General features: G+C 39.4%; 9 protein-coding genes and 1 riboswitch. Of the genes, 7 read left to right on the top strand and 2 right to left on the bottom strand.

Annotated elements, in window-relative coordinates; genetic code table 11:
- Positions 1-24: 24 nt before the first annotated feature.
- Positions 25-1,371, bottom strand: coding sequence for an MATE family efflux transporter (locus tag JTI58_RS20700; RefSeq protein ID WP_205443434.1), 1,347 nt, complete (start codon positions 1,369-1,371; stop codon positions 25-27).
- A 170-nt stretch (positions 1,372-1,541) separates the two neighbouring features.
- Here JTI58_RS20700 and JTI58_RS20705 point away from each other — a divergent pair, with 170 nt between their 5' ends.
- The gene (locus JTI58_RS20705; RefSeq protein WP_205443436.1) at positions 1,542-2,618 is read left to right on the top strand and encodes an undecaprenyldiphospho-muramoylpentapeptide beta-N-acetylglucosaminyltransferase; all 1,077 of its coding nucleotides are present in this window, start codon (positions 1,542-1,544) and stop codon (positions 2,616-2,618) included.
- Positions 2,619-2,699: 81 nt separating this feature from the next.
- Here JTI58_RS20705 and JTI58_RS20710 read toward each other — a convergent pair whose 3' ends face one another.
- Positions 2,700-3,248: a GNAT family N-acetyltransferase gene (locus tag JTI58_RS20710; protein ID WP_205443437.1), complete on the bottom strand. Its 549-nt coding sequence runs from the start codon at positions 3,246-3,248 to the stop codon at positions 2,700-2,702.
- Positions 3,249-3,790: 542 nt separating this feature from the next.
- Here JTI58_RS20710 and JTI58_RS20715 point away from each other — a divergent pair.
- From JTI58_RS20715 to JTI58_RS20740, 6 genes are all read left to right on the top strand, one after another.
- A complete protein-coding gene (locus tag JTI58_RS20715; protein ID WP_205443439.1) occupies positions 3,791-5,818 on the top strand; it encodes a diguanylate cyclase domain-containing protein in 2,028 nt (675 codons plus the stop codon).
- Between the two features lie 113 nt (positions 5,819-5,931).
- A complete protein-coding gene (locus tag JTI58_RS20720; RefSeq protein WP_205443440.1) occupies positions 5,932-6,606 on the top strand; it encodes a response regulator transcription factor in 675 nt (224 codons plus the stop codon).
- Positions 6,603-7,988, top strand: coding sequence for a HAMP domain-containing sensor histidine kinase (locus JTI58_RS20725; protein ID WP_205443442.1), 1,386 nt, complete (start codon positions 6,603-6,605; stop codon positions 7,986-7,988). Before JTI58_RS20720 ends, JTI58_RS20725 begins: the two co-directional genes overlap by 4 nt.
- Positions 7,989-8,220: 232 nt before the next feature.
- Positions 8,221-11,046, top strand: a complete 2,826-nt coding sequence (locus tag JTI58_RS20730; RefSeq protein WP_205443443.1) for a 2-oxoglutarate dehydrogenase E1 component — start codon at positions 8,221-8,223, stop codon at positions 11,044-11,046.
- A 91-nt stretch (positions 11,047-11,137) separates the two neighbouring features.
- A complete protein-coding gene (gene odhB, locus JTI58_RS20735) occupies positions 11,138-12,397 on the top strand; it encodes a 2-oxoglutarate dehydrogenase complex dihydrolipoyllysine-residue succinyltransferase (protein ID WP_205443445.1) in 1,260 nt (419 codons plus the stop codon).
- A gap of 340 nt (positions 12,398-12,737) precedes the next feature.
- Positions 12,738-12,924: riboswitch (Lysine riboswitch) on the top strand.
- A gap of 119 nt (positions 12,925-13,043) precedes the next feature.
- Complete coding sequence (locus tag JTI58_RS20740) at positions 13,044-13,901, top strand: transporter substrate-binding domain-containing protein (protein WP_205443447.1); 858 nt, start codon at positions 13,044-13,046, stop codon at positions 13,899-13,901.
- Positions 13,902-14,033: the final 132 nt, after the last annotated feature.

The raw sequence follows: 14,033 nt of genomic DNA on the forward strand, positions 1-14,033 counted from the left end.
GTTGGAGAAAAGCGATTTTTGTCGTTAGACTGTGACTCTTTTTTGAACAATCAGCAGGCGGATTAATAGGGTAATCGCGCCCATTGTTAAACCTGCCACAAGTCCAATCCAATAGCCAAACGGGCCGAAATCTGTATGCGTAGCAAGGGTATACCCAACTGGCAAGCCAATCACCCAGTAAGAGATGATAGCCATGATAAATGTGATCATGACATCCTTATAGCCTCTTAATGCCCCTTGTACAGGTGCTTGAATCGCATCAGATAGCTGGAAAATGGCTGCATAGACTAAAAATTGTACGGCATACTCAAGAACCATCTGATCAGTCGTATACATATGGGCTACAGGCTCACGTAAGATAAATAAGATGCAAGCAGAAATAAAGCTAAATAAAATCGCAGTGCCGACACATAGATAACTATACATACGAGCATCTCGCATGCGACCAGCCCCAATCTCAAAACCTACTAATATCGTGACGCCCATAGAAATACTGAGCGGAACCATGTATAACAGGGAGGTGAAATTGATGGCAATCTGATGGGCTGCGATAATTTCTGTGCTAAAATTACTCATCATCATGGTAACGGCAGAAAAAATACTCGTTTCTGCAAAGAGGGAAATGCCGATTGGTACACCAATCAATAAAATTTCCTTCCAACGAAGCCATTCAAGCTTAGGCCAATCATGAAACAGACGGAAACGTTCGAATGGTACTCGTTTGGCGATAATCCATACAGTAATCAGGAATATTAGCCAGTATGTAATCGCTGTAGCTACACCAGCCCCGATGCCACCAAGTTCAGGTGCACCGAATTTGCCGAAAATAAAGATATAGTTCAGCACGATATTGATCGGCGTCGTCATTAAGGTAATGATCATTGTGACACGTGTCTGGCCAAGGGCATCGATAAAACAACGCATAACAAAAAATAAGAAGAGTGGTAAAAGACCAGCACACATCGAATAGATATAGCCTTTTGCAATGGTATGTACAGCAGATTCTAAGTTCATCTTGCTAAGTATCCAATCGATGCCAAAGAAGAGTCCTGTAAAAATAAGGACTGCCAGCAGTATCGCAACATAAATGCCTTGCTGGACTGCCTTTTTTGCATCCATCTCTTTTTTGGCTCCGACAAGCTGTGAGACAATGGGGGTAATTGCAAGAAGTATACCTGATAGTCCTGTATAAATCGGCATCCAAATGGAGGAACCAATCGAGACACCTGCTAAATCAACCGTCCCATAGCGACTGGACATTAAAATATCAAAAAATGAAATAAGATAAATGGCTACCTGTGTCACTAAAATAGGGACAATCATTTTTAAGAGTAGCGCGTATTTTTCCTTAATTGTGGATGTTTGATACATATTTTCTACTTCCTTCATGAACATAATGAACAAGTATAGCATATGTAAAGAGAGAAAAGCTGAAATTTTCATGCTTCATCTATATCTTTTCCTCCGCATATAGTAAAATAGAACACTGTAAACAAAAAGTAGTGCTAACTACAATGGTTTTAAGGAATAGGAGAATTTGTGTGAAACAACAAACAATCATTTTAACCGGTGGTGGGACAGCTGGCCATGTATCGTTAAACCAAGCGATACTCCCGTCTTTACTTGAACTTGGTTATGATGTCCACTATATTGGCTCTGAGCAGGGTATTGAAAAAGAATTAATTGGCGAGGCGTTCCCCAATGTTCCGTTTTATGGCATTGCGAGTGGTAAATTGCGTCGTTATTTCTCGATGAAAAATTTTACAGATCCGTTTAAGGTGCTTGCTGGAATGATGCAGGCTTTTCGTATTATAAAAAAAGTGAAGCCACATGTTATCTTTTCAAAAGGAGGGTTTGTCTCTGTACCCGTTGTGATGGCAGCGAAATTGGCAGGTGTGCCAGTCGTCATCCATGAGTCCGATGTGACACCTGGTCTTGCCAACAAAATAGCCTTGCCTTTTGCTTCTCATGTATTCACGATTTTTGAAGAAACACTAAAGCATCTACCGCAAGAAAAGGCGACTTGCACAGGCTCCATTATTCGTCCTGAGTTATTTGAGGGGGAAAGAGCAAGGGGGCTATCTTTCTGCGGCTTCTCCACATTGAAGCCTGTATTGCTTGTGATGGGTGGAAGTTTGGGCTCTGTTGTCCTAAATGAGGCGTTGCGTAAAAACTTACCAGAGCTTCTAAAGCAATTTCACATCATTCATTTATGTGGAAAGGGAAACTATGACCAAGCACTAGAGGCGATGCCAGGCTACAAGCAATTTGAGTATGTGACAACGGAGTTACCTGATTTATTGCATGCTGCAGATTTTATTGTGTCACGAGCAGGCTCTAACTCCATCTTTGAATTTTTAGCGCTTCACAAGCCGATGCTATTAGTACCTCTCTCTGCGCAAAAAAGCCGTGGGGATCAAATTTTAAATGCCAACTTGTTTAAAAAACAAGGTTATGCAGAAGTGTTACAGGAAGAAGAGTTGACAAAGGAATCTTTTATGAAGTCTGTTCATACACTAACAGAGCGTAAAGTGGCGATGGTAGAGACAATGGCAAAAACGCAAAAACCAAAAACACCAGATGAAATGGCGTCCTTAATTTTACGTTACAAAAAATAAGTGCTATTTGAAAAGAAAAGAAGCTATGAGGCAGGTCAAAATGACAACACCTTATAGCTTCTCTTTTATCTATATCGCACACTACATTGCTTGCTCTTCGCCTTCTTGCATTTGATGTGCCGTTGTTAGGTAGAATAAATCTTTTGGAATTTTAAATAAATCAAATTGTGCCTCACCACTATTGACCTGTGCTAATAATGTTGGGTGACTTTCATTGGCGTTCACTACATAAGGTAGCTTTAAAGCAGCACGCTGTGATTTTAAATTTTCAACTCGAATACGGAGAAATACCGTATGGAAATTATAGTCAAAAAATAATTCGTTCAAAAATAACATTTTCGCTTTTTGATTATAACCTTTACCTTGGTAAGGGAGTCCAATCCACGTTCCTAGAAAGCCTGCACCGTCCTCCACATCGTGAATACTAATGGTGCCGATTGGTTGACCCCAATCATCAGTTATGGTCCTCGAGATAGCGAGTCCTCTCGCTTCCTCTTCAATCAGTTGTTTTGTCATAAACCAATATTCATCAGCAGATGTGGCTTTTTGACGGACAAAAGGGAATACAGAAGGGTGTGATAATAGCTCATAAAGCTCTGTACATTCATGCAGGTCTCGATGTTTAAGCATACGAAACGCCTCCTTTACTAGGGTAGTTAAAACAATTCCGTTGAAGCATAAAGAAGAAAACTAAAATTCGTACTGGAATTAAAACCCAAAGAACTAGACGTTATAACTATGATATTCCATAATCTCCCGCTGTCTTACTGATTTCGACCATACCGAAAAAAGGCTAGTTTTTTAAATATAATATAACATATAATCTGTTTGATGCAATCATTTTGCTCGTAAAAAAACAAAATTTGAGTTTAATAGTCAGTAAATTCTGACAAAAGAAACGAGATTATCAATAATATTGTTGTTTTTTAGCATTAAGCCTATCCTATCAATTTTATCTAATATTAATCATTTATCTAATCCTTTAGTAGGAATAGAGACTTGATAGAATAGGTAATATACCAAAAATTATCCTAAAAAGGATATAATTTTTATGATTCTAGAAAGGTAATTTTTTATTTTTATGTTATAATAGTAGTATTAATTTTAATCTAATGAAACATACATATGAACATTTCTATCATGATGGCAATGGCTTTTCTGGAGGTGACAGCATGGAGTATATTTTAAGCGAAGATTTCTTTAATTCATTATTTATTGGCAAGGATTTTGCTTTTCTCGTGAAAAAAGTTGGGGACGATTATCAATATATTCGCTTAAATCAAGCAGCTCGAGATCTGTTATCGAATGAGGCGATTGGCAAAATGATTTCGGCCGTTACCTCAAAGCGTAATTTTTCGATCATTCAGAAAAATTATCATGAGGCAATTAGAGAACATAAACAGGTTGACTATGTAGATTATGCATATGTTCAGTCGGAGGTTCGTAAATATGAAACATCCGTCAGACCGTTAAAATATAAGAATGAAGACTATATATTAGCCATTACGAAGGAAATACTTTATGACCGCAGTATTGAAGATAAATTTTTATTTATGCGGTCCATGTTTGATCATGCCTTTTTCTCTACGGTCATTTTATCGGCTGAGGGCATAGTATACGAAGTGAATTCAAGCTTTATGGAAGATTTTCAACTAGATAATGAAACGGTCAAACAAAAAATGTTTGTGGATTTACCGATTATTCCAAAAGAAGAAGTGGAACAAATTCAAGTTTGTTTACAAAAAGCTGCACGAGGAGAAAATGTGGGTGAAAAGTTTATTAAATTGCATACATTGGACCAGCAGGAACGCATGTATTTGCTGTCGTTATCACCAGTGATGCAGGACGATAATTCCTTTGCCATATTTCTTGTTATGCAAGATTTTACACAATTTACTTTACAAAAAGCAGAACTACGCTCGAAGTCTCATGGGCTAGAAGTATTTAAATCTGCATTAAATTCAGCGACGGCCATTGCTGTATTAGATCATGAGTGCAACATCACTGAAGTGAGTGATATGTTTTTACAGGCTTCTGGCTACACGGCTGAGGAGTTAATCGGTCAGCCCTACGCATTAATTGAACCTCGGTTCCGTGGGCAAAACCTTTTACCAATAATTGAAAGTAAGCTGGATACGGTGGGGATTTGGCGTGGAGAGCTTTGCTATCGAACAAAATATCATGCCGATTATTGGGTAGAAGCAACCATCGTACCATTAAAAAATGAGTTTGGTCAAATTGAACAAATTTTAACCATTAACTATGATATTACCGATAAGAAAAGAATGTTCACAGAATTAAAAAATATTGAACGTACATTCCGACTCATTACGGAAAATACAAACGATTTAATTGTGATTACAAATGAAGATGGCATCATTATTTATGCTTCACCTTCCTATGGTATTTATTTGGGCTATGAAAATGTAGAGCTACAAGGACAATTTTACAGTGACATTATTGATCGGGAAAGTAAGGGCGAATGGCAGACATTCTTGAATAATTATACAGGACAAACCGATTCACAGTTCGAGCTATTGCTGAAGGCGAAGGATGGGACACCGATTTGGACGGAGGGGAATGTCACGGTTGTGCATGATCCTGAACGTGAAAAGGTTTCGCAAATTATGATGGTGTCTCGTGAAATTACCCATCGCAAAGAAAGGGAAAATGATTTGCTGTATCTAGCCTATCATGATGCTTTAACACAGCTACCCAATCGGCGCTATTTACAAAAGGAGTTTCCAAAAATCCTGGCTGAAGCAAATGAAAATCAGACTAGTGTGGCGATGCTCTATATAGATGGCGATGATTTTAAAGAAGTAAATGATGGCTTCGGCCATGACACAGGCGATGCGTTTATTCAGCGATTTGGCAGTTGCTTGAACAAAACAGTCCGAAGTCACGACATGGTTATTCGAATAGGTGGCGATGAATTTATTGTCATCTTAACAGGCTTAACGAGAGAGCAAGAAAAAAGACATCATCAAATTATGCATATTATTCGTCGCATCCGTGATGAATTAGCAGAAGGCTGGATGATAGAGGACCATCTATTTACACCAACAGCCTCTATTGGCATTGCCTATTACCCAGACCATGCCCAATCTTTGGATGAGCTAATGGATTTAGCTGACCAAGCATTATATAAATCAAAAGAATTGGGGAAAAACAACCTCTCCATTTCCGACATACACTAAAAAAGTCTGTCCACAAGGATTTCCTTGTGAGACAGACTTTTTATTTGATGTTATGCTATAACAGTATAGGGATAAAAATCCTACATCGTTATTTTGGAATAGAAGGTGATACGATGTCTAAGAAGATATTGTTGGTAGAAGATGAGAAGCATATTGCTCGTTTTGTCGAACTTGAATTACAGCATGAAGGCTATGAAGTGAAAACTGCCTTTGATGGTCGTGAAGGTTTGGCTATGGCAACCTCTGAAAATTTTGATGTACTGTTACTGGATGTCATGTTACCGAGCATTAATGGGATTGAGATTTGCCGTCGTATCCGAACACAATCACAGGTGCCCATCATTTTATTAACGGCACGAGATGCTGTGATGGATCGTGTAGCGGGCCTCGATGCAGGGGCAGATGACTATATCGTCAAGCCTTTTGCAATTGAGGAGCTGCTGGCAAGAATACGGACGATTTTACGTCGTGTCACACCAGAGCAGACAAGCAGTGAATCTTTATGCTTACGGGATATTGAAATAGATGTAGCAGCCTATGAAGTTTTCGTTCAGGGGAATAAACTTGACCTAACAAAGACAGAATATGACTTACTGAAACTATTAATCGAGCACAAAAATAGAGTCTGTACGCGAGAGCATATTTTAACATCCGTTTGGGGCTATGATACGGATATTGAGACCAATGTGGTAGATGTTTATATCCGACATTTACGGACAAAGCTCCCTGGTACGATGAACGATTATATTGAAACCGTTCGCGGTGTTGGGTATGTGATGCGAGAATGAATAAGTTAAAAGATTATTTACGTCAGCAATCCTTGCAGAAAAAGTGGATGCTGACCTCAAGCAGTGTCATCTTTATTAGCTTTACAATTATTTGTGTAGTCGTCTATCTTTCTCTGCATACATGGTTATTAAACGATGAGGAGAGTAAGGTCAATCGGACAAGTAAGGATATCATCTCTTTTTTAGAATCGCAGGGTCCTACTATTACCATTCAGCAAATTCAGCAAAATACGGGCTTGCTCAAATCGATTGCGGATCGCGATGAGACAGTCCGAATATTTAATGCAGATGGGGTGGATATTTTACGAATCAATGATACCTCTGCTGCTGCACCACTTAGCTCGCTGCAAGAGATTTTTGAGATGACCATTGATAAGCAGGATGTGTTGGTCATCAATGAACCGATACGGATGGGCTTTTTCCAAGGCTATATTCAAGTGATTCATCCTTTAACTAGTTTTCAATCACTCATGCACTATCTATTGACCGCCATGCTGATAGCAGGATTAGGCGCATTAGTGTTATCAGGCTCTATTGGCTATTATTTGGCGAACTATTTAATGAAGCCATTACATGAATTGCGTGCATCCATGAAAACGGTGATGGATCAAGGGTTTAATGAGCCTATACAGCTAACCTATACATCACATGACGAAATTGGTGATTTACTGAAAATGTACAATGCCATGATGAATGAGCTGCAAATTTCATTTACCCAGCAGCAGCAATTTGTCGCCGATGCTTCCCATGAGCTACGTACGCCGATCCAAGCAATTGAAGGACATCTTTCTCTTTTAAAAAGATGGGGCAAACATGATCCAGCCATATTAGAAGAATCCATTGATACCTCCTTAACAGAAATTGCTCGTATGCGCAAAATGATTGAGGAATTATTAGAGCTTGCACGGCGTGAGGAAAAAGATGAGACAAGTGAGGCAAATGCACTAGTGGTCATTGAAGCAGTGATGGATGAGCTCAAGCTTGTTCATCCACAAGCGCGAATTTTGCTGTCGAAGCATGGTGAAATAGGTCTGTTATTTATCTCCGAAAATGCACTAAGTCAAATTGTTCGTAATATAATAGAGAATGCCATTCGTTATTGTGAAAAAATTCCTGAGATACAAATTTCTATTTCTGTTGCTGGAAATTATGCATGTTTAGAAATTGCTGATAATGGTATAGGAATAGCAGAAGAGGATATTCCGTTTATCTTTGATCGTTTTTATCGAGTAGACGAAGCAAGAAATCGTCAAATTGGTGGAACGGGCTTAGGGCTTAGTATTTCGAAGATGTTACTTGAAAAATACAATGCAACGGTAGAAGTCAAGAGTGAGGTTAATATTGGAACCGTTTTCTTGCTGAAAATCCCGCTAAAATATTAAGAAAAATACATGCTTTATTTCATTATTCTATCCTTTGCGAAAAAAATTGCTTAATTTGCTAAAAAGAGTTGTATTTTTTGTGAAGAGTAGTAAGATTGAGATGGAAAAAACGTTCTTTAAAATATGGAAAAGTAGTGTGAAACATTCTTTTAAAGAACGGCTAAATATTATATAATTAATTGCAATTTAATTAATGGAACTGCCGAAAGGCAAAATTTGGAGGTCATTTTTCATGTCGAACAACGTTACAACTGTAAGTTCTCCATGGTCAGCTTTCTCTGGTCCTAACTTAGGATATGTGATGGAGCAATACGACTTATTCTTACAGTCTCCTGAAGAAGTAGAACCGGAGTTAGTTTCTTTATTCCAACAATTTGGTGCACCAGTAGTAGTAGAAGGTGAAGTAGCTGTAGCTAGTCATACAGCAGCGGCTCCTGCTGGCGATTACAAAAAAGTGTTAGCCGCTGTAAAACTAGCAGATGCAATTCGTTCACGCGGTCATTTAGCGGCAGATATTTATCCTCTGAAAAACCGTGAACTACAAACAGCTCAAATTGAAGAAAGCGCGTTCAACTTAAGCGCTGCAGATTTAGCTGAAATTCCTGCAGCAATCTTCTTCAAAGATGTGCCAGCAAACGTGAAAAATGGTAAGGATGCAATCGAATATTTAAAAGCTATTTATACAGATAAAGTAGCATTTGAATATGGTCACGTAGTAGCTACTGAAGAACGTGATTGGATTCAAGCGCAAATCGAAACAGGCTCATTCAAACAAGCATTATCTGCTGATGAGAAGAAAGCCTTATTAGATCGTTTAACTCGCGTTGAAAATTTCGAGAAATTTATTCATAAAACATTTGTAGGGCAAAAGCGTTTCTCTGGTGAGGGCTTAGATACGCAAATCGTTCTATTTGATGAAATCATTAAAACGGCAGAAGCGAAAAATGTGAAAAACGTCCGTATTGGTATGGCACACCGTGGTCGCTTAAACGTTTTAACACACATTTTAAATAAACCTTATGACATGATGTTCTCTGACTTTGCACATGTTTCCAATGATTTATTTATGCCAGAGCATGGCCGCCTTGAAATTACAAAAGGTTGGACAGGTGATGTGAAATACCACATGGGTGCTTCTTATAACCGTGAATCTGGTGTGAATGTGAAATTGGCTTACAACCCATCTCACTTAGAAGTGGGCAATCCAGTCGTACTTGGTGCTACTCGTGCCACACAAGATGATACGTCTAAACCAGGGCAACCTGCCTTCGATCGTACAAAAGGCTTAGGCATTCTTGTGCACGGTGACGCTGCGTTCCCAGGTCAAGGGATTGTAACAGAAGTGTTAAACTTCGCTAAAACTGAAGGCTTCACAACAGGTGGAACAATCCACATTATCGCAAACAATATGATTGGTTTCACAACTGAACATTATGATTCTCGTTCTTCTGTATACTCTTCTGACCCAGCAAAAGGCTATGAAGTGCCAGTAGTCCATGTCAATGCAGATAGCCCAGAGGCAGTAGCACAAGTTGGTCGTTTTGCAGCGAACTACCGTCAAACATTTGGCAAAGACATCATTGTGGACTTAGTAGGTTACCGTCGTCATGGTCATAACGAAACAGATGATCCAACAGTGACAAACCCAGAAACATATAAATTAGTATCTAAACATGAAACAGTGCGTGCATTATATGGTGCACAATTAGTGGCAGAAGGTCTTGTATCTAATGAGGATGTAGCGGCCCTAGATACAGCGATCTATGCAGAAATGCAAGCAGCCTATGACCATGTCAAAGAAATGGCAGATAAAGATGATCATCATCATTTAGAAATGCCAGAAGAATTAAAAGTAGAGTTCCCACAAATCGATACAGCAGTTGGTGCGGAGCGTTTAGAAAAAATCAATGAAGAGCTTTTAGTGTTTGAAGAAAACTTCGAGCCACAGAAAAAGCTTGGTAAAATTTTAGAAAAACGTCGTGATGCTTATGCATCTGCAAAAATTGACTGGGGCCATGCGGAAACGTTAGCGTATGCAACGATTATCCAAGACGGTACACCAGTACGTTTTACAGGTCAAGATGCTCAACGTGGTACATTCTCTCAACGTCACTTAGTACTACATGATAAAAACAACGGCAATGTCTTCACACCACTACACCATATTTCTGGTGCGAACGCATCCTTTACAGTATACAACTCTCCACTGACTGAAGCTGGGGTAGTAGGCTTTGAGTACGGTTACAATCTAGAAAACAGCCATGTACTAACAGTATGGGAAGCACAATTCGGTGACTTTGCGAATATGGCACAAGTGATGTTTGATAACTTTATTTCAGGGGCACGCTCTAAATGGGGTCAAAAATCTGGCCTCGTTATCCTATTACCTCATGGTTATGAAGGTCAAGGTCCAGAGCACTCTTCAAGCCGTATGGAACGCTATTTACAAATGTCAGCTGAAAATAACTGGTTTGTAGCGAACTGTTCAAATGCAGGAAACTACTACCACTTATTACGCCGTCAAGCAGCATTATTAGGTACAGAAGGGGTACGTCCACTTGTAGTCGTATCACCAAAATCATTATTACGTCACCCATTAGCTGCGGCGAATGCTGAGCAATTAGCAAATGGTTCATTCCAAGAAGTGATTGAACAACCAGGCTTAGGCGCTAAACCAGAAGCTGTAGAGCGCATCGTTTTAGGTACTGGTAAAGTGATGATCGACATAGCAGAGCGCGTGAAAGACGGCGAAGGCTTCGATCACCTACACATTATCCGTGTAGAACAACTTTACCCATTCCCAAAAGAGCAAGTTGCTGGTATCATTGCTAAGTATCCTAATGTGAAAGAGATCGTTTGGGTACAAGAAGAACCTAAAAACCAAGGCTCATGGAATTATGCACTAGAAACATTATATGCACTTTCAGAAGGTAAAAAGCTTCGCTATGTAGGTCGTCCTGCAATGAGCTCAACTTCTGAAGGAGATGCAGATTCTCATAAAGCAGCACAAGCAGCTCTTGTTGAAGAAGCGGTTGCTGAGTCAGTAAAGGTTAAATAATCACATATCAATTTTTGAAACTGGGCTACTTGCCCTTAAGCAGTAGCCCTTCTATGTGCGTCATGCACGTTAATCAAAGGAGGAAATGAAAGTGGCTGAAATTAAAGTCCCTGAATTAGCAGAATCGATTACAGAAGGTAGTATCGCACAGTGGGTAAAAAAAGTGGGCGATCGCGTTGAAAAAGGTGAATTCATCGTTGAACTTGAAACAGATAAAGTAAACGCTGAGATCATTTCTGAAGAAGCAGGTGTATTAACACAAATTTTAGCTGAAGAAGGCGATACTGTACTAGTTGGTCAAGTTATCGCAGTAGTAGAAGCAGGCGAAGGCGCAGCAGCAGCTCCAGCGGCAGCACCAACTGAAGCAGCTCCAGCTCCGGCAGCGCCACAAGCAGCACCTGCACCAGTAGCAGCGGCTCCAGTAGTAGAAGAAACTTCTGGTGAACGTGTAGTTGCATCGCCAGCAGCACGTCGTCTTGCACGTGAAAAAGGTATTGACCTTGCAGCGGTATCTCCAGTAGATCCACAAGGACGCGTACGTGTACAAGATGTAGCAGCACATGGTACAGCACCAGCTGTAGCACCAGTAGCAGCACCTACATCAGTAGCAACTTCAGGTGGCCCAGTAGTATTCACACCAGCAGCTAATTCTGACCGTGTAACAATTGAAAAAATGAGCCGTCGTCGTCAAACAATTGCAAAACGTTTATTAGAAGTGAAACAATCAACAGCAATGTTAACAACATTCAACGAAATTGACATGACAAACATCATGGCACTTCGTAAACGTAAACAAGAAGAGTTTGTGAAAGCAAACGACATCAAACTTGGTTTCATGTCATTCTTTACAAAAGCTGTTGTTGCAGCACTGAAAAAATATCCATACGTAAACGCTCAAATCTCTGGCGATGAAATTCATTTAAATAACTTCTTTGATATCGGTATTGCTGTATCAACTGAAGAAGGTTTAGTCGTACCAGTTGTACGCGATGCAAATAGCAAAAACTTCGCTGAAATCGAAAAAGATATCGCTAACTTAGCGACAAAAGCTCGTGATAAAAAATTAGGCCTAAATGACATGGCTGGTGGATCATTCACAATCACAAACGGTGGTGTATTCGGTTCATTAATGTCAACACCAATTATGAACGGTACGCAAGCTGGTATTTTAGGTATGCACTCAATTGTTAACCGTCCAGTTGGCGTAAATGGTGAAGTTCAAATCCGTCCAATGATGTATGTAGCACTTTCTTACGATCACCGTATCATCGATGGAAAAGATTCTGTAGGATTCTTAAAAACAGTTAAAGAATTGATCGAAAATCCTGAAGATTTATTATTAAATTCATAATGCCATTAAACCCTGCGAACAATGTTCAGCAGGGTTTTTTTGTGCATGACGAAAGGTTTTGACCGATTCTATTTTGAAAGAGTACGAATGTTATATCGTTTAGAGGAGCCAAAAGAAATAAACGCAACTTTTCTCACAGAGAGTACATGCGCTCTAATAAAAATTTGTTGTAATTTTCGGAAATATCGATGAAAGCTCAACGATTTAAAATGGATAGAGAACGCACAATACCCTAATATTGTCATTAGTCAGAAAAATGTTAAAACTGTCTTGACGAACATATTAGTTTTATAGTAGTATCTAAATATCAATTAAATAAACAAACCTCACGAATTTTTACCAGTGAGGTAGAGGCGCGGTATTTATTAGTTCATTGTAGAGTTCAAGCAAGCGAAGACGCAATGAAGAAGGAAATATCGCCGAAGTATAAAAGGAGCTCGTACTTTTATACTGGGTCTGCAGTGAATAAGTGCAGGACTGTCCTAGTAAATGGATTTCCAGATTTACTAGGTTGTGCTATCTCGGAAACATGGAAATTATAGTGAGGATTTGGGCAACTGTCATAAAAGGTAAGACCTAAGTTCAATATACTTAGGTCTTTTTTAGTACAGTTGTCTTATTTTTTTACAGAAAAGGGGAGTTTTTCATGAAAAGAAAATGGTTGTTAGTAATGATCTCTATCATGACGGTAATTGTGCTAGCTGCATGTGGCACAAGTGACAAAAAAGAGGGCGGTTCAGGTGATGCTGGAGCTGACAAAGAAGAAGGCGGCGGTGAATTCCGAATTGGAATGGAGGCTGGCTACCCACCGTTCAACTGGACACAGCAAGACGATGCGAATGGCGCTGTGAAAATAGCGGATAATGCAGAGTATGCAGGCGGCTATGATGTACAAATGGCGAAAAAAATCGCTGAAGGTTTAGGCAAAGAGTTAGTCATAGTTAAAATGGAGTGGGACGGATTAGTGCCAGCGCTACAATCGAACAAAATTGATGCGATTATCGCAGGGATGTCACCAACAGAAGAACGTAAGAAAACGATTGATTTTACAGAAAACTATTACACTTCTGATTTTGTGATGGTTATTAAAAAAGGTAGTAAATATGAAGATGCAAAATCAATTCAAGATTTCTCAGGTGCTAAAATTACATCACAATTAAATACATCAAACTACACAGTGATTGATCAAATCAAAGGCGTAGAAAAACAAACGGCAATGGAAAGCTTCCCAGCAATGCGTGTGGCTTTAGAAGCAGGTAAAATTGATGGCTATGTAGCTGAACGTCCAGAGGGTATTTCTGCTGCTGCTGCCAACGATAAGTTCACATATGTAGCATTTGAAGAAGGCTTTGATACAGATCCATCAAATACTTCAATTGCTGTAGGCTTACGTAAGGACGACGCAAATCGTGAAAAAATCAATGAAGTCCTAAAAGGCATTTCGGAAGACGATCGTCAAGCGATTATGGAAGAAGCTATTTCGCAACAACCAGCAGCACAATAATGACAAGGCACGGGCTAGTTGCTAGTCCGTGCATGATCATTTCATCATTATCAAAATGAGAACCTCTCTACATAATGATAATGTCCTAGCGTGACAAAACATAGAATGGTAGAAAGAGCTAGGACACAAAAG

The organism is Lysinibacillus fusiformis, assembly GCF_016925635.1.
GTDB lineage: Bacteria > Bacillota > Bacilli > Bacillales_A > Planococcaceae > Lysinibacillus > Lysinibacillus fusiformis_F.